Consider the following 15,151-nt stretch of genomic DNA (forward strand, 5'->3'; position numbering starts at 1 on the left):
CACAGGTCGAATTGGGGGCCAGCCCGTCGCCATTGGGCTTGAACCAATGGCGCAACAATGGCGACCCCCCGGAGTTTACGGGCAAGATGAAGAGAAGCGGTGGTGCGAGATGTTTGATACGATCCTGATAGCCAACCGGGGCGAGATTGCCTGCCGGGTGATCGACACCTGCCGCCGTATGGGTGTGCGCACCGTGGCGGTGCATTCGGATGTGGATGCGCAGGCGCGCCATGTGGAGATGGCGGATGTGGCGGTCTCGCTTGGGGGTGCATCACCTGCCGAAAGTTACCTGCGCGGCGATGCGATCATCGCAGCAGCACAGGCAACGGGCGCGCAGGCGATCCATCCGGGCTATGGGTTCCTGTCGGAAAACCCGGATTTCGTCGACGCCGTCGAGGCGGCGGGGCTGGTGTTCATCGGCCCCTCGGCCAAGGCGATCCGGGCGATGGGGCTCAAGGATGCCGCCAAGGCGCTGATGGCGGAGGCGGGCGTTCCCGTCGTGCCGGGCTATCAGGGGAGCGATCAGTCGCCGGAAGTGCTGGCGAAGGAGGCAGAGGCGATTGGCTATCCGGTGCTGATCAAGGCGGTCGCGGGTGGCGGCGGCAAGGGGATGCGGCTGGTGGAGGCTCCCAAGGGGTTTGCAGACGCGCTGGCGTCGGCACAATCGGAGGCGCAGTCCGCCTTTGGCAACCCGCATGTGCTGATCGAGAAATACATCACCAGCCCGCGTCACATCGAGGTGCAGGTGTTCGGCGATGGCACGCGCGCGGTGCATCTCTTCGAACGGGATTGCTCGCTGCAGCGGCGGCACCAGAAGGTGATCGAAGAGGCGCCCGCGCCCGGTATGACGTCCGAGATGCGCGACGCGATGGGGCAGGCTGCGGTGCGTGCGGCGGAGGCGATTGGCTACAAAGGTGCGGGCACGGTCGAGTTCATCGTGGATGGCTCGGACGGGCTGCGCCCTGACGGGTTCTGGTTCATGGAGATGAACACGCGGCTGCAGGTCGAACACCCTGTGACCGAAGCCATCACCGGGGTCGATTTGGTGGAATGGCAGTTGCGGGTGGCGGCGGGAGAGCCTTTGCCCTGTGCGCAAGGTGACCTGACCATCACTGGACACAGCTTTGAGGCACGGCTCTACGCCGAGGATGTGCCAGCCGGGTTCCTGCCCGCCACGGGGCGGCTGGCGCATCTGGCCTTTCCGCATGAGGCGCGGGCCGATACCGGTGTGCGAAGCGGCGACGTGATCAGCCCGCATTACGATCCGATGATTGCCAAGGTGATCGTGCATGGGTCCTCCCGCGCGGTGGCCCTGCGAAAGCTGCGGCGAGCGCTGGCGGAAACACAGGTGGCGGGAACCGTCACCAACCTCGCGTTTTTGGGCGCTTTGGCACGGCACGACGGCTTCTCCGCCGGGAATGTGGACACGGGATTGATCGGGCGCGACCTTACGGTTCTGACGGAGGTGCCGGACCTGACGCCTGCAGTGACAGCACAGGCGGCTCTTGCGCTGGTCGGCTTGGATCGGGTGCCGATGCCTTTGGACGGGTTTGCGCTCTGGTCCCCAGTGGCGCAGGATGTTGCGGTGGCCTGTGGTGAGGAGGTTTACACCTGCCGGATTACAACACGCGCGCCGGGGGAGATCGACGTGGCTGTGAACGCTCAGGTCGTGGCCGCGCGCTTTGGTGCGAATGGCTGGCGCTTTGATGGGCAACCGGGAGCGGCGGTGTTTGTTGAGGAAGCCGTTGCAACGGTGTTCGGCGATCCGACCTATGTGGTGCGTCGGGTTGATCCGCTGGATGTGGAGGCCGGGGCCGGGACGTCGGGCGATCTGATCGAAGCACCGATGCCGGGCCTGGTCCGGCAGGTTTTTGTCAGCGCCGGGGCGTTGGTTGCCAAGGGGGATAGGCTCGCCATACTCGAGGCGATGAAGATGGAGCATTCGCTGCTCGCCGCGCGTGATGGCGTTGTGGCCGAAGTGATGGCAGAGGCCGGATCGCAGGTCGAGGCGGGGGCAGTGCTGATCCGTCTGGAAGAGGAAGAGACATGATCCGACTGCATCATTGCCCGCAGACCCGCTCCATGCGGACCCTCTGGCTGCTCTACGAACTGGAGGTGGACTTCGAGGTGGTGCTGCACGCCTTCGACAAATCGCTGCGGAATCCGGAATACCTGTCGCTGTCCCCTGCCGGGCGGGTTCCCGCGCTTGAGATTGATGGCGAGCGGATGTTCGAGACCGGGGCGATCACCGAATACCTGTGCGAGCGGTTTCCTCAGGCCAATATGGGGCGCGGGCCAGACGACCCGGACAGGATGGCGTGGCTTGTCTGGGTGCATTTTGCCGAAACCATTAGCCAGCACGCGGCGGCGCTGACGCAGCAGCATATCATGCTCTACGAGGATGCGATGCGATCACCCATCGTGATGAAGCTGGAAGCGGCGCGGCTGGGCAAGTGTTACGACGCGATCGAGGCGCGGTTGTCCACGCCGGTTGAGAACCGGGATTACCTGCTGACCAGCGGCTTCTCGGCGGCGGATGTGTCGGTTGGGCAGGCGGTCTACATGGCGCGGCACTTTGCCAAGCTGGATCGACATCCGGCCGTCGCGGAATGGTACGCGCGCATCACCGAGCGACCTGAGTTTCAGAAATCCCTGCCTGAGGCGGGTGCGGGTATTTACACGCAGGACTTTTACCCGGCTTGGGAGACGGGTGGCTGATGGTGTGCTGTGCGTATTTGAAAAGAGAAGAAACAGGAGATTGGCGCTTTGGCTGAGCGGGTCGAGATTTTCGAGGTGGGGCCGCGCGACGGATTGCAGAACGAGGCGCGGCTGATCCCGGTCGAGGAAAAGATCGCGCTGGTCGATTGCCTGTCGCGCGCCGGGTTCCAGCGGATCGAATGCGCCAGTTTCGTCAGCCCGAAATGGGTGCCGCAGATGGCGGATTCGGGGGCGGTGCTGGCCGGGATCACGCGGATTCCCGGGGTGACTTACGCGGCGCTCACGCCGAACATGCGCGGGTTCGAGGACGCGTTGGCCGCCGGGGCTGATGAAGTGGCCATTTTTGGATCGGCCTCCGAAGGGTTTTCCAAGGCAAATATCAACGCGACCATTGCCGAGAGCTTGGAGCGCTTCGCGCCGGTGGCCGCGGCGGCTCAGGAGCTTGGCGTGCGCGTCCGGGGCTATGTGTCCTGTGTGGTGGAATGCCCCTATGACGGGCCGGTCGCGCCGTCCGACGTGGCACGTGTTGTGGCTGCACTCCGTGACATGGGATGTTACGAGGTGTCCCTTGGGGACACGATCGGGCGCGCGACGCCTGAGGGGATTGTCGCCATGTTGAAAGCGGTGCTGGAGGAGATGCCTGCAGAGCGTTTGGCCGGGCACTACCACGACACGGGCGGACTGGCCTGTGACAATGTCGAGGCGTCACTTGGGCTTGGGTTGCGGGTGTTCGACGCGGCTGTTGGTGGTTTGGGGGGCTGTCCCTATGCGCCGGGCGCTGCGGGGAACGTGGCGACGGAGGCCGTGGCGGAACGCGTTGCGTCGCTTGGTTATGAGCACGGGTTGGATATGGGGGTGGTGGCTGAGGCGGCTGCCATGGCGCGGAGGATGCGGGGATGAGCTTGATCCGGGTGGATAAGGACGCGCGCGGGGTGGCGACGCTGACGCTGGCGCGGGAAGACAAACACAACGCGTTGTCGGCGCAGATGATGACCGAGTTGGAAGAGGCGGCACGCGACTTGGCCCGTGACCGGACGGTCCGGGTTGTCGTCTTGTCAGCGGAAGGCAGGACCTTTTGCGCTGGCGGCGATCTGGCGTGGATGCGCGCGCAGTTCGACATGGATGCCGACACGCGCCGGGTGGAAAGCCGTCGGATCGCAACCGTTCTTGGGGCGCTCTATGATCTGCCACAGCCATTGATCGGGCGAGTGCAGGGCAATGCGCTGGGCGGGGGTGTGGGCCTTGTGTCGGTGTGCGACGTGGCGATTGGGGTCGCGGGCGCGAAGCTGGGGTTTACCGAGACACGGCTCGGGCTGATCCCGGCCAATATCGGTCCGTATGTGCTTGCGCGAATGGGGGCGACGCGGGCCGCTGAGGTTTTCATGTCGGCGCGGGTGTTCGATGCCGATGAGGCCGTACGGTTGAACCTGCTCAGCCGTACGGTTGACCCGGAGGGATTGGACGCGGCCATCGAGGCCGAGGTGCTGCCCTATCTGTCCTGCGCACCGGGGGCTGTGGCCGAGGCAAAGGCGCTGATGCGCGATCTGGCCGGACGGGTCGTGCCAGAGCAGGTGGACATGGCCATCGACGCGCTGGCGCGGCGGTGGCAGTCGGACGAGGCGCGCGAAGGGGTGGGCGCGTTTTTCGACAAGCGCGCCCCAAGCTGGCAGTGACGGTTCAGATCGCACATCTTTATGCGACCGCCATGCTGGCGATTGCGTTCTTCCAGATCGCGTTGATCCTTGGCGCACCTTTGGGGCGCTACACGCAAGGTGGTCAGCACGAGGGCGCTTTGCCGCTGTCGGGGCGGATCATCGCAGCGGTGTCGATCCCGATCGTGCTGTTTCAGGGCTTGGCGATCCTGTCGGCGGCCGGGTTCCCCGGTCTGGGGTGGCCTGTCTGGACGGGGTGGGTCGCTTTTGCGGTGACGGGTGTGAGCACGGTTCTCAACTGGATCACACCGTCCAAACCGGAACGCGCGGTCTGGGGGCCGATCATGCTGGTCCTGTCGGCGATGGCACTTGTGGTGCTGACTGCCTGAGGCGCTACAGCGGGGCGGTGAGCAGGGGAAGAAGCCCGGTCAGATCGCCATGGTCCCCAAGGCCCAGAACGCGGGTTTCGATGTCTTGCATGCGGCGCTGCCCAAGGACTGGTTCGCTGTAGGCGCGGAACTTGGCCACGACGGTTTCCAGGGAGACCGGGTTTTCCGGATCGCCAATCGCTTCGGTCGGCCCTGACTGCAGTTCGCGCCCATCTTTCAGCACCAGCGTGACATCCGCGATCCGTTTGGCCGGGAAAGCGGCGTTGTAGATGTCACTCTCGCGGATCACCATCGAGCGGGCAAGGCGCTGTATCTCCGGGTTGGAAAAGCTGCTTTCCTCCACATCGGCGGGGCCACAGGAGCCGCGCACCATCCCGACAGCGGTCGGAAAGGCGGTGGAATACTGCGCCTCCTCTGTTGTCTTGGGGGCGGTGACAGCAAGGCGACGGGATTCGTGGAAGGTGGTTATTTCGATCCGCGCAACATCTGCTGAGGTCAGGTGATGCGCTTTGCGCAAATTCAGGACGGCTTGCAGCGGCGGTTGGGCCCAGCGGCAGACCGGGTAGGCCTTGAAATATTGTTCGGTGATCCGCCAGTTTTGCCCGAGGTCTGCCCAGAGATCGGTCACGGCATCCTGTTCCACGGTGAGCGCGGGCGCGCCAGTAAAGCCATCCTGTGCAAGATAGGCAGCGGACACACCTGCCATTGCGCCCCAGCCTGATCCGTCCTTGACCATCGTTGGATGGTCGATGGTGCGCATCATTTGGCTGCGTGGGCCGTGGTATTCGGCGATGCCTATCGCTTCGCGGGTTTGGGCAACGTTCAGGCGCAAAACGCGTGCCCCCAGAGCCGCTACGGCCAAGGCGACCCATGCGCCGGACGTGTGATAATCGGCGGCAGTCCTGTGCAGGGCGATCCCGGCGCGTGTGCCGATCTCGTATCCCAGGGCCAGTGCGGTGAGGAACTGCTGAGGATCTTCAAGCTGTTCCGCTTGTGCAAAGGCAAGCAGCGATGGGAATACGCCACATCCGACATGGCCCTTGGTCAGTTTGTGACCGTCATGAGCATCCAGCGAGTCAATGGTCGTGGCACCGGCCAGTGCGGCTCCGGCCGGGCTGACGAAGCGTCCGTCAAAGAGCATCTGTGCGCCGCTTCCACCAAACTGTCGGGCCGCGTGGTTGTGAATGATCCGCGACATTGATGTCCCGCGTCCACCAGCAGCGACACCGATCAGGTCAAGCAGCCATCGGCGGGCGAAATTGCGTATCTCGTCGGGCAGGTCATCATAGGTTGTGTGATGCAGGAAATCGTGCAGGGTCGTGGTCATGGCGCGGGCTTTCTCAGCGGTCATAGGGCAAGTCTCTGCGGGGTGCACAGGGCCTGTCGCGGCCAAAAACGACGTTGGCGGCTAATTGTCATTGGTTGCCACAGGTGCATTGCGGATAGTGGCGCGATCCAAGGGGAGGGTTTGATGAAACAGTCGCTTGCGCTGGTTGCCTTGGTGGTTCGTGACTATGACGCGGCCATCGACTTTTACACGCGCGTTCTGGAGTTCGATCTGGTCGAGGACAGTTACCAGCCCGAACAGGACAAGCGTTGGGTGGTCGTTCGGCCCAAGGGGACAGGGACCGCATCGATTCTGTTGGCCAAGGCGACAGACCCGGACCAAGAGAACCGCATCGGAAACCAGACAGGGGGGCGGGTGTTTCTGTTTTTGCAAACCGATGATTTCGAACGCGATTACGCGCGTTACCAAAGCCGTGGCGTTAGGTTCGCACGCCCACCAAAGCGTGAAACCTATGGCACGGTTGCGGTGTTTGAAGACCTGTACGGTAACTTGTGGGACTTGATCGAATTTGCATGACACGCTTGCCGATTGCTGCAGATGCAGCATGCTTCGCGGGTCAATGCGCCGAATGCCGCGACGCAAGCGCGCGGTGCAACGCAGCGTCGTGGTTCGACCGATTGCCGCATCTGCATAAAATTACCTGAAGATCCGTGTGATCCAGCTGTTTTTCTAAAGATATTCGTTGTGTGGAAGATGTCGCCCCGCGGTTGACCCCCGGCAGAGACGGGAGTAGATCACCCTCAAGTCAACCTCGCCACTTGACGGCGCGTCTTGGTGCGCGATGGGAAAAGGAGCCTCGTCTTGGAAGACATGCTGCGGGAATACCTGCCAATCCTCGTGTTTTTGGCCATAGCCATCGGATTGGGCCTAGTCCTGATCCTTGCCGCCGTCATCATCGCGGTGCGCAATCCCGATCCGGAAAAGGTGTCGGCCTATGAATGCGGGTTCAACGCGTTCGATGACGCCCGGATGAAGTTCGATGTGCGCTTTTACCTCGTGTCGATCCTGTTCATCATCTTCGATCTGGAAATTGCATTCCTCTTCCCGTGGGCCGTGGCGTTTCAGGACATCAGCATGACGGCGTTCTGGTCGATGATGATCTTCCTCGCGGTGCTGACCATCGGCTTTGCCTACGAGTGGAAAAAAGGAGCGCTGGAATGGGAGTGATGGCTGGCGCGAATACCGCAGGGGCGGACAAGGAACATGCAACGCAGGCGCTCAATGCACAGCTTGCGGACAAGGGTTTCCTCCTGACCTCGACCGAGGACATCATCAACTGGGCGCGCACCGGCTCGCTGCACTGGATGACCTTCGGTCTGGCCTGCTGTGCGGTCGAGATGATGCACACCTCGATGCCGCGTTATGACCTTGAACGGTTCGGCACCGCGCCGCGTGCGTCGCCGCGCCAGTCGGATCTGATGATCGTGGCAGGCACGCTGACCAACAAGATGGCGCCCGCTTTGCGCAAGGTCTACGACCAGATGCCCGAGCCGCGCTACGTGATCTCGATGGGCAGTTGCGCCAATGGCGGCGGATATTATCACTACAGCTATTCCGTGGTGCGGGGCTGTGACCGGATCGTGCCGGTCGATGTCTACGTGCCGGGCTGTCCGCCGACAGCCGAAGCGCTGCTGTATGGCATCATGGCGCTGCAACGGAAGATCCGCCGGACAGGGACGATTGTACGATGAGTGACGCCCTCAAAGAGCTTGGCCAGCATCTGGAACTGAAGCGCCCCGGCTGCGTGATCGCGTGGGATGTGACCCATGGCGAATTGAACGTGGATGTCGCCCCGTCGAACATCGCGGGTTTTGTCGAATTCCTGAAGACCGATAGCGCGTGCAAGTTCTCATCGCTGGTGGACATCACGGCTGTGGATTACCCGGATCGCCCCAAGCGGTTCGACGTGGTCTATCACTTCCTGTCGATGTACCAGAACCACCGCATCCGCCTGCGCGTCAGCATCCGCGAAGACGAGATGGTGCCGTCGATCACCGGGGTGCACCCGAGCGCCAACTGGTTCGAACGCGAAGTCTTCGACATGTTCGGCATTCTCTTCTCGGGCCACCCGGACCTGCGCCGCATCCTCACCGATTACGGTTTCCGCGGTTACCCGCTGCGCAAGGATTTCCCGACCACGGGCTATACCGAAGTGCGTTACGACGAAGAGAAGAAGCGTGTGGTTTACGAGCCGGTGAGCCTTGTTCAGGAATACCGGCAGTTCGATTTCATGTCCCCATGGGAAGGCGCGCAATACGTGCTTCCTGGAGATGAGAAGCAGGACGCCAAATCATGATGGGTGGCGGCGGCGGATTTCTGTGGTTTGTGGTCATTGGCGTTCTGATCGTCGTGCCCTTCTGGAAGCTGCTGCCTCGCTATGGCCTGCCCAACTGGGCGGCCCTTTTGACGATTTTCCCGCTGATCGCCTTGGTCTTCCTTTGGATCATGGCGTTCAAGTCGGATGAGACGGGGCGGGGCTGAGATGGACGGCAGCACGGCAACCAAAATGCGGACGTTCGACGCGGTTTTCGCGCAGGCCGTGGCCTATTCCGAGGCGGTCTATTACGCGCGTGCGGATGTGTTTGCGGACATGTGCCACGACCAGTTCAGCATGACGCTGGTGAATGACGACGGCACGACCCAGCATTGGGACAAGGCAGCCTATCTTGCACGGGTTTCCGCGCGGACCCCGTTCAGCGGCGACGCGTCCTACGAAATTCTGGGCGTGGATGTCAGCGGCGACTGCATGGCGCGTGTGCATCTTTGGGTGGATGTCCCGCCAGCGCGTTACGAAGATCACCTTGGGTTCGTCCTTACGGATGGATCATGGAAACTGTTGACCAAAGTGTTCCGGACGGCGGCCCGTCTGGACGCTGCGGAATGAGGAGAGCATGATGGACGGCTCCAAATTCGACGACGGAAGTATAGACGCGGTTTCTGGTGAACAGAAGATCCGCAACTTCAACATCAACTTCGGTCCACAACACCCTGCTGCGCATGGCGTTTTGCGTCTGGTGCTTGAGCTGGACGGCGAGATTGTAGAGCGGTGCGATCCGCATATCGGCCTGCTGCACCGTGGCACCGAAAAGCTGATGGAAAGCCGGACCTACCTTCAGAACCTGCCGTATTTCGACCGCCTCGACTATGTGGCGCCGATGAACCAGGAACATGCGTGGTGTCTGGCGATTGAAAAGCTGACCGGCGTGGAAGTGCCGCGTCGGGCCTCGTTGATCCGGGTCCTGTATTCCGAGATTGGCCGCATCCTGAACCACCTGCTGAACGTCACCACCCAGGCGATGGACGTGGGCGCTCTGACGCCGCCGCTCTGGGGCTTTGAAGAGCGCGAAAAGCTGATGGTGTTCTACGAGCGGGCTTGTGGCGCACGTTTGCACGCGGCTTATTTCCGCCCCGGTGGTGTGCATCAGGACCTTCCCAGCGATCTGATTGACGATATCGACCAGTGGGCGGACGAATTCCCGCGCGTGTTGGCGGATATTGACGGGCTTCTGACGGAAAACCGCATCTTCAAGCAACGCAACGCGGACATTGGCGTCGTGACCGAAGAAGAAATCCTGGATTGGGGCTTCTCAGGTGTGATGGTCCGCGGGTCCGGCCTTGCATGGGATTTGCGTCGGTCGCAGCCTTATGAGTGCTACGACGAGTTCGACTTCCAGATCCCGGTTGGCAAGAACGGTGACTGCTATGACCGTTACCTCGTCCGCATGGAAGAGATGCGCCAGTCGCTGCGGATCATCAAACAGGCCATCGAAAAGCTGCGCGCGCCCGAAGGGCAGGGCGACATCCTTGCCCGTGGCAAGGTCACGCCGCCGAAGCGATCCGAGATGAAGACCTCAATGGAAGCGCTGATCCACCACTTCAAGCTTTATACCGAAGGGTTCCACGTGCCCGAGGGCGAGGTCTATGCCTGTGTCGAAGCGCCGAAAGGCGAGTTTGGCGTGTACCTCGTGGCCGATGGCAGCAACAAACCCTACCGCGCCAAGCTGCGTGCGCCGGGCTATCTGCACCTGCAGGCGATGGACCATGTCGCCAGCGGGCATCAGCTGGCCGACGTGGCGGCCATTATCGGTACGATGGATGTCGTGTTCGGAGAAATTGACCGATGACTGCCCGTTTTCTTGCGCCTCTGGCCGGTCTGGGCCTGCTTGCAGCCTGCGCCATGCCGCCGGAAGGTGTCACGCCTGCGGGGCTTGTTGCCTTTGACGAGGCTGTGGCCTCCATCGGATGCGAACTGGTCGGTGAAAGCGATTACCTTCCCGTGGAACTTCAGACTGGCATGAGCCGCGAGCAGGTGATCCAGACTGCATCGTTCCGAGTGGCCAACGAGGAAGCGGTGAAACTTGAAAACGGTGGGGTTCGTCTGATCACGGGGAGCTGCGCACCGGCATGATCCGTGCGGCTGTCATAGCTTTTCTGGCAAGTGTCGGACCTGCTGCGATGGCCTTTGAGCCGGGGCAGTCGGATTACGTGTTTTCGTCCGATCTGAGCGCTCAGGGCTTTGCGCCGTTTGGAACGGGCGGGTCCGGCAATACGCTGTATGGCATGACCAACGGCTCTGACATCTACCTCTGCTTTCTCTTCGACACGCCCGAGGATCAGGCGACGCGACAAACCGCGCTTTTGGCGGAGCTGGCCGGTGAGGCCGGTGACCGCACCATACCGAACATTCCCGTTGTCTGCGTGATGACGCAATAGGATACGACATGCTACGACGCCTTCATTCCGAACAACCCGCAAGTTTTGCCTTCACTCCGGCCAACCAGGCTTGGGCCGAAGCGCAGATCACCAAGTATCCTGAAGGCCGTCAGGCCAGCGCGATCATTCCGCTCTTGTGGCGTGCGCAGGAACAGGAAGGCTGGCTCACCCGTCCGGCGATCGAAGCGGTCGCGGATATGCTGGGCATGGCCTATATGCGGGCGCTGGAAGTGGCGTCGTTCTACTTCATGTTCCAGCTGCAACCGGTTGGCAGCGTTGCAAATATCCAGATTTGTGGCACCACGTCCTGCATGATTTGCGGCGCCGAGGATCTGGTGGCAGTCTGCAAGGAAAAGATCGCATCTAAGCCGCATACGCTGTCGGCGGACGGCAAGCTGACATGGGAAGAGGTGGAATGCCTTGGGGCCTGTGCAAACGCGCCCATGGCCCAGATCGGCAAGGATTATTACGAAGACCTGACCGCAGCCCGCTTTGCCGAGATTCTGGACGAGTTGGTGGCTGGCAAGGTCCCTGTGCCCGGTCCGCAGAATGGCCGCTACGCGGCAGAGCCGAAATCCGGCCTGACCAGCCTGACCGAGTTCGAGAGTGGCCGGCACCAGTACAACGCGTCGGTGCAACTGGCGACAGACATCGGCGATACGGTCAAGCGTATTGATGGCACCGAGGTTCCGCTGTTGCATCCTTGGGGTGACGCAGGTGGGCGTCCGCAGACCGTGGCCAAAGCCGCAAATGACGTGACCACTCCGTCGCGCCCGGCTGCAGAAGCAGCGCCCAAGCCGGAAAAGGCACCGGCACCGGATGCGGCGTCGATGGTCAAACCCTCTGCTGCACTGGCTGGTGAAACCGAACTTGCTGCGCGCAAAGGCACCTGGAAATACGGCAAGGCGACAACAGCCGCGCAGGTCGAGAAAGAAGAGCCTCTGTCCGCAGCGTCCGAAGGCGCGACCGGGCCGGGAACCAAACCCGAGGCCCTGAGTGCGGCGCGGGACGGCAAAGGGGATGACCTTAAGCGGATCAAAGGCATTGGTCCCAAGCTGGCCGACCTTTGCAACCGTCTGGGCTTTTACCATTTCGATCAGATTGCAAGCTGGACCGCGGACGAGGTGGCTTGGGTCGATCAGAACCTTGAAGGGTTCAAGGGCCGCGTGACCCGCGATAATTGGGTCGAACAGGCCAAGACACTTGCCTCAGGCGGCGAGACAGAGTTTTCTGCACGTGTCAAGAAAGGTGATGTTTACGATCAGTAACATCTGAACACGGACAGGGAGAGTACGAATGCAACAACAGAATTCCGGCTTTGGTTGCCATCTGGGGTCATGGGCCTTGGCCGCAGGGGTGGGGCTTCTTGTCTTCATCCTGCTGCTTGTCATTGGAGGCTGGGGTTTGATCGGAGCCATTTTCATGGCGGGTCTGGCCTTTGCTGTCCTTGGACTCGCGTTCAGCTGGATCTTCTGCCGCGACTTGCCAGCGGCCCGTGGTCCCGGAAACTTCGACGCCTCGGGCGCGCGTGAAACGTCTGCGCCAGCACCCAAGGCGTCACTGCCGAAAGCCGCGTCGCCCAATGCACCGCCGGTCTCGGTTCCGCCTGCGCCAACGGCTGACGAAAGCACCAGCCCGGCCAAAGCTGCGCCTGTCGGGTCGTCTGCAGCCGCTGCCGCTCCTGCCGCTGCCGCTGCACCAGCCGCTGCGGCACCTGCAGCGTCCGCACCTGCGGCAGAGGCCAAGTCGTCGGCTCAAACCGCGAAGGCCGATGCCGGAGCACCCGTGAAACCCTCTACCCGTCTTGCCGGTCAGGAAGAGCTTGCTGCGAAAAAGGGTGACTGGAAATACGAGGCCGAACCCAAGGCACCAGCGAAAAAGGCCGCCGCCAAGGCTGCACCAGCCGCTGCGGCTTCGACGCCGGATTACGATGGTGATGGCAAACTGGAAGGCAGCGCCGAGGGCACCAAGCCCGCTACCCTGACTGCGGCCCGCGAAGGCGGCCCTGACAATCTCAAGGAAATCAAGGGTGTTGGTCCCAAGTTGGAAAAGATGCTGCATTCGATGGGCTTTTTCCACTTCGACCAGATCGCGAACTGGACCGCTGATGAAGAGGCATGGGTGAATGCCAATCTCGAAGGGTTCAAGGGCCGCGTGTCCCGCGACAACTGGGTCGAACAAGCCAAGATCCTCGCCTCTGGCGGGGAAACCGAATTCTCCAAGCGCGTCGACAAAGGTGACGTGTACTGACGGGGGTTAAGACCACACCATGAGCCGGGATTCAGAAGAGGCACGGAAGGGACGGCGGATCGCGCTGTTCATTGCCGCAATCGGCGTCTTCTGGATCCTGGTGACCGCTCTTGGGTCCGAATATGGCTGGAGCCAGCGGACCCGGGCGCTGTTCGACCTCGCCGCATTGGCGGGGTTCGGGGCAGGACTTTGGATGACATACCAACTCTGGCGTGCGCGCCAGGCTGACAAGGATTGAGCAATGCTGAGCGATCAGGACCGGATCTTTACCAATATCTACGGGATGCACGACCGGACCCTCAAGGGCGCGCAGGCGCGCGGCCATTGGGATGGCACGGCAGACATCATCAAGAAAGGCCGTGACTGGATCATCGACGAGATGAAGGCATCGGGTCTGCGGGGCCGGGGTGGCGCGGGCTTCCCCACGGGTCTCAAATGGTCCTTCATGCCGAAGGAAAGTGACGGTCGTCCGAGCTATCTGGTTGTCAACGCCGACGAATCCGAGCCGGGCACCTGTAAAGACCGCGAGATCATGCGTCACGATCCGCACACGCTGGTCGAAGGTTGTCTGATCGCGTCTTTCGCGATGCAGGCGCATGCCTGCTACATCTACATCCGTGGCGAATACATCCGCGAGAAAGAGGCGCTTCAGCGGGCCATCGACGAGGCGTATGACGCGGGTCTTCTGGGCAAGAACGCCGCCGGGTCGGGCTGGGATTTCGATCTGTACCTGCATCACGGCGCGGGGGCCTATATCTGCGGCGAGGAAACAGCACTTCTCGAAAGCCTTGAGGGCAAAAAGGGCATGCCGCGCATGAAGCCGCCGTTCCCGGCAGGTTCGGGTCTGTATGGCTGCCCGACCACGGTGAACAATGTGGAATCGATTGCCGTTGTACCGACGATCCTGCGGCGTGGCGGGCAATGGTTCTCAAGCTTCGGTCGTCAGAACAACGCGGGCACCAAACTTTTTGCGATCTCGGGTCATGTGAACAACCCCTGTGTTGTCGAAGAGGCGATGTCGATCTCGTTCGAAGAGCTGATCGAAAAGCATTGCGGTGGGATCCGTGGCGGTTGGGACAACCTCAAGGCGGTGATCCCCGGTGGATCGTCTGTGCCTTGCGTGCGCGGTGAAAACATGCGCGGTGCGATCATGGATTTCGATTATCTGCGCGGTGAGCTTGGCTCGGGCCTTGGCACGGCGGCGGTGATCGTAATGGATCAGTCAACCGATATCATCAAGGCGATCTGGCGTCTGTCCAAGTTCTACAAGCACGAAAGCTGCGGTCAGTGTACGCCGTGCCGTGAAGGCACCGGCTGGATGATGCGCGTGATGGACCGTCTGGTGCGCGGCGAGGCCGAGGTCGAGGAAATCGACATGCTATTCGACGTGACTAAGCAGGTCGAAGGCCACACGATCTGTGCCCTTGGCGATGCGGCGGCCTGGCCGATCCAGGGTCTGATCAAGAACTTCCGCGATGAGATCGAGGACCGCATCAAGGCGCAAAAGACCGGTCGGGTCAGCGCGGTTGCGGCGGAATGATAAAAAGAAGCGTCGTGATTGCGGCGCTTTTTTCCTCTGCTTTGGAAGCAGACGAACTCCCAGAGATGCCATCTGCCTTGAAAGATCTGAAATGGACGGCAGATTTTGCAGCGCTTATCGCATTGAGATGTGAAGGTTTCTCACTTTCACCAAGCGGTGAAACAGCGAAGGTTCCTCATGTGCAAGCTTATCTGCGAAACTTAGAGCAGAGCGGTGTCGATCTTGAAAAATGGCGACGTCAATACCAAGAACCAGAAGCTCTAGACGGCGAAATTGCGGTTATGCTGTTGGAGAAAGGTGGGGTTGAGCTCAACCCGGATTGGCATCTTTGTGAGATTGCTGAACAAGTCATGTCGTCTGAAATGCTATTGAAACACTTCCTGAAGCGAAATTTCTAGCTGTTATCGGATGCCTGCAAAACCACGTCTCAGAGCCGAGCGGCCAGCGTTTAAGAAAGACTTGTCGACGCGCCTTTTTCCGTCTCGGGGCTTGCATGCACATCCGGTCTAAGCGCATGGTGCCGCCAACAAATTCCAAGAGG

The 15,151-nt window shown here is 61.4% G+C and carries 20 protein-coding genes; 19 read left to right on the plus strand and 1 reads right to left on the minus strand.

Translation table 11 applies throughout. The features are described from left to right. The first annotated feature begins 109 nt into the window (after positions 1-109). From ACMVPR_RS04185 to ACMVPR_RS04205, 5 genes are read left to right on the plus strand one after another with little or no spacing between them, the layout of a single operon-like run. The gene (locus ACMVPR_RS04185) at positions 110-2,050 is read left to right on the plus strand and encodes an acetyl/propionyl/methylcrotonyl-CoA carboxylase subunit alpha (RefSeq protein WP_416881845.1); all 1,941 of its coding nucleotides are present in this window, start codon (positions 110-112) and stop codon (positions 2,048-2,050) included. Next, positions 2,047-2,718 carry a glutathione S-transferase family protein gene (locus ACMVPR_RS04190; RefSeq protein ID WP_416881846.1) on the plus strand — a complete coding sequence of 224 codons (672 nt, stop codon included), beginning with the start codon at positions 2,047-2,049 and terminating at the stop codon, positions 2,716-2,718. Before ACMVPR_RS04185 ends, ACMVPR_RS04190 begins: the two co-directional genes overlap by 4 nt. Before the next feature lie 48 nt (positions 2,719-2,766). After that, the gene (locus ACMVPR_RS04195) at positions 2,767-3,618 is read left to right on the plus strand and encodes a hydroxymethylglutaryl-CoA lyase (protein WP_416881847.1); all 852 of its coding nucleotides are present in this window, start codon (positions 2,767-2,769) and stop codon (positions 3,616-3,618) included. After that, positions 3,615-4,391 (plus strand): crotonase/enoyl-CoA hydratase family protein, encoded by a 777-nt coding sequence (locus ACMVPR_RS04200; RefSeq protein WP_416881848.1) that lies wholly within the window; start codon positions 3,615-3,617, stop codon positions 4,389-4,391. Before ACMVPR_RS04195 ends, ACMVPR_RS04200 begins: the two co-directional genes overlap by 4 nt. Continuing rightward, complete coding sequence (locus tag ACMVPR_RS04205) at positions 4,388-4,759, plus strand: hypothetical protein (protein WP_416881849.1); 372 nt, start codon at positions 4,388-4,390, stop codon at positions 4,757-4,759. The genes ACMVPR_RS04200 and ACMVPR_RS04205 overlap by 4 nt, the downstream gene beginning before the upstream one ends. 4 nt (positions 4,760-4,763) lie before the next feature. On the opposite strand, the gene ACMVPR_RS04210 is transcribed toward ACMVPR_RS04205, so the two are convergent. Continuing rightward, positions 4,764-6,110 carry an MmgE/PrpD family protein gene (locus ACMVPR_RS04210; RefSeq protein WP_416881850.1) on the minus strand — a complete coding sequence of 449 codons (1,347 nt, stop codon included), beginning with the start codon at positions 6,108-6,110 and terminating at the stop codon, positions 4,764-4,766. A gap of 120 nt (positions 6,111-6,230) precedes the next feature. Between ACMVPR_RS04210 and ACMVPR_RS04215 the strand changes: the two genes are divergently transcribed. The 14 genes from ACMVPR_RS04215 (at position 6,231) to ACMVPR_RS04280 (ending at position 15,008) form a co-directional block, all read left to right on the plus strand. Beyond that, positions 6,231-6,623, plus strand: coding sequence for a VOC family protein (locus ACMVPR_RS04215; protein WP_416881851.1), 393 nt, complete (start codon positions 6,231-6,233; stop codon positions 6,621-6,623). A gap of 285 nt (positions 6,624-6,908) precedes the next feature. Then, positions 6,909-7,274 carry an NADH-quinone oxidoreductase subunit A gene (locus ACMVPR_RS04220; protein ID WP_300583846.1) on the plus strand — a complete coding sequence of 122 codons (366 nt, stop codon included), beginning with the start codon at positions 6,909-6,911 and terminating at the stop codon, positions 7,272-7,274. Continuing rightward, entirely contained in the window at positions 7,274-7,798 is a 525-nt protein-coding gene (locus ACMVPR_RS04225) for a NuoB/complex I 20 kDa subunit family protein (RefSeq protein WP_085629851.1), read from the plus strand. Before ACMVPR_RS04220 ends, ACMVPR_RS04225 begins: the two co-directional genes overlap by 1 nt. After that, positions 7,795-8,403: an NADH-quinone oxidoreductase subunit C gene (locus tag ACMVPR_RS04230; protein WP_416881852.1), complete on the plus strand. Its 609-nt coding sequence runs from the start codon at positions 7,795-7,797 to the stop codon at positions 8,401-8,403. The genes ACMVPR_RS04225 and ACMVPR_RS04230 overlap by 4 nt, the downstream gene beginning before the upstream one ends. After that, entirely contained in the window at positions 8,400-8,588 is a 189-nt protein-coding gene (locus ACMVPR_RS04235; RefSeq protein WP_416881853.1) for a hypothetical protein, read from the plus strand. The genes ACMVPR_RS04230 and ACMVPR_RS04235 overlap by 4 nt, the downstream gene beginning before the upstream one ends. A gap of 1 nt (position 8,589) precedes the next feature. Next, positions 8,590-8,991: a nuclear transport factor 2 family protein gene (locus tag ACMVPR_RS04240; protein ID WP_416881854.1), complete on the plus strand. Its 402-nt coding sequence runs from the start codon at positions 8,590-8,592 to the stop codon at positions 8,989-8,991. Positions 8,992-9,001: 10 nt separating this feature from the next. Beyond that, positions 9,002-10,231 carry an NADH-quinone oxidoreductase subunit D gene (locus tag ACMVPR_RS04245; RefSeq protein WP_416884615.1) on the plus strand — a complete coding sequence of 410 codons (1,230 nt, stop codon included), beginning with the start codon at positions 9,002-9,004 and terminating at the stop codon, positions 10,229-10,231. Next, entirely contained in the window at positions 10,228-10,515 is a 288-nt protein-coding gene (locus ACMVPR_RS04250) for a hypothetical protein (protein ID WP_416881855.1), read from the plus strand. The genes ACMVPR_RS04245 and ACMVPR_RS04250 overlap by 4 nt, the downstream gene beginning before the upstream one ends. Then, positions 10,512-10,820 carry a hypothetical protein gene (locus ACMVPR_RS04255; RefSeq protein WP_416881856.1) on the plus strand — a complete coding sequence of 103 codons (309 nt, stop codon included), beginning with the start codon at positions 10,512-10,514 and terminating at the stop codon, positions 10,818-10,820. Before ACMVPR_RS04250 ends, ACMVPR_RS04255 begins: the two co-directional genes overlap by 4 nt. A gap of 8 nt (positions 10,821-10,828) precedes the next feature. After that, positions 10,829-12,088, plus strand: a complete 1,260-nt coding sequence (locus ACMVPR_RS04260) for an NADH-quinone oxidoreductase subunit E (protein ID WP_416881857.1) — start codon at positions 10,829-10,831, stop codon at positions 12,086-12,088. 28 nt (positions 12,089-12,116) lie between these two features. Then, complete coding sequence (locus ACMVPR_RS04265; protein WP_416881858.1) at positions 12,117-13,070, plus strand: endonuclease; 954 nt, start codon at positions 12,117-12,119, stop codon at positions 13,068-13,070. A 19-nt stretch (positions 13,071-13,089) separates the two neighbouring features. After that, positions 13,090-13,308 carry a DUF5337 domain-containing protein gene (locus ACMVPR_RS04270; RefSeq protein WP_292269812.1) on the plus strand — a complete coding sequence of 73 codons (219 nt, stop codon included), beginning with the start codon at positions 13,090-13,092 and terminating at the stop codon, positions 13,306-13,308. Positions 13,309-13,311: 3 nt separating this feature from the next. After that, the gene (gene nuoF / locus ACMVPR_RS04275; RefSeq protein WP_416881859.1) at positions 13,312-14,610 is read left to right on the plus strand and encodes an NADH-quinone oxidoreductase subunit NuoF; all 1,299 of its coding nucleotides are present in this window, start codon (positions 13,312-13,314) and stop codon (positions 14,608-14,610) included. A 14-nt stretch (positions 14,611-14,624) separates the two neighbouring features. Then, complete coding sequence (locus tag ACMVPR_RS04280; protein ID WP_416881860.1) at positions 14,625-15,008, plus strand: hypothetical protein; 384 nt, start codon at positions 14,625-14,627, stop codon at positions 15,006-15,008. Positions 15,009-15,151 lie beyond the last annotated feature (143 nt).

Source organism: Marivita sp. (assembly GCF_048006345.1).
Lineage (GTDB): Bacteria > Pseudomonadota > Alphaproteobacteria > Rhodobacterales > Rhodobacteraceae > Marivita.

What these genes read in the sequence shown, in the direction of transcription:
- ACMVPR_RS04185 (WP_416881845.1), top strand. Translation starts at nt 110, where the DNA reads ATGTTTGATACGATCCTGATAGCCAACCGGGGCGAGATTGCCTGCCGG.
- ACMVPR_RS04190 (WP_416881846.1), top strand. Translation starts at nt 2,047, where the DNA reads ATGATCCGACTGCATCATTGCCCGCAGACCCGCTCCATGCGGACCCTC.
- ACMVPR_RS04200 (WP_416881848.1), top strand. Translation starts at nt 3,615, where the DNA reads ATGAGCTTGATCCGGGTGGATAAGGACGCGCGCGGGGTGGCGACGCTG.
- ACMVPR_RS04210 (WP_416881850.1), bottom strand. Translation starts at nt 6,110, where the DNA reads ATGACCGCTGAGAAAGCCCGCGCCATGACCACGACCCTGCACGATTTC.
- ACMVPR_RS04215 (WP_416881851.1), top strand. Translation starts at nt 6,231, where the DNA reads ATGAAACAGTCGCTTGCGCTGGTTGCCTTGGTGGTTCGTGACTATGAC.
- ACMVPR_RS04225 (WP_085629851.1), top strand. Translation starts at nt 7,274, where the DNA reads ATGGCTGGCGCGAATACCGCAGGGGCGGACAAGGAACATGCAACGCAG.
- ACMVPR_RS04230 (WP_416881852.1), top strand. Translation starts at nt 7,795, where the DNA reads ATGAGTGACGCCCTCAAAGAGCTTGGCCAGCATCTGGAACTGAAGCGC.
- ACMVPR_RS04235 (WP_416881853.1), top strand. Translation starts at nt 8,400, where the DNA reads ATGATGGGTGGCGGCGGCGGATTTCTGTGGTTTGTGGTCATTGGCGTT.
- ACMVPR_RS04240 (WP_416881854.1), top strand. Translation starts at nt 8,590, where the DNA reads ATGGACGGCAGCACGGCAACCAAAATGCGGACGTTCGACGCGGTTTTC.
- ACMVPR_RS04245 (WP_416884615.1), top strand. Translation starts at nt 9,002, where the DNA reads ATGGACGGCTCCAAATTCGACGACGGAAGTATAGACGCGGTTTCTGGT.
- ACMVPR_RS04250 (WP_416881855.1), top strand. Translation starts at nt 10,228, where the DNA reads ATGACTGCCCGTTTTCTTGCGCCTCTGGCCGGTCTGGGCCTGCTTGCA.
- ACMVPR_RS04255 (WP_416881856.1), top strand. Translation starts at nt 10,512, where the DNA reads ATGATCCGTGCGGCTGTCATAGCTTTTCTGGCAAGTGTCGGACCTGCT.
- ACMVPR_RS04260 (WP_416881857.1), top strand. Translation starts at nt 10,829, where the DNA reads ATGCTACGACGCCTTCATTCCGAACAACCCGCAAGTTTTGCCTTCACT.
- ACMVPR_RS04265 (WP_416881858.1), top strand. Translation starts at nt 12,117, where the DNA reads ATGCAACAACAGAATTCCGGCTTTGGTTGCCATCTGGGGTCATGGGCC.
- ACMVPR_RS04270 (WP_292269812.1), top strand. Translation starts at nt 13,090, where the DNA reads ATGAGCCGGGATTCAGAAGAGGCACGGAAGGGACGGCGGATCGCGCTG.
- nuoF (WP_416881859.1), top strand. Translation starts at nt 13,312, where the DNA reads ATGCTGAGCGATCAGGACCGGATCTTTACCAATATCTACGGGATGCAC.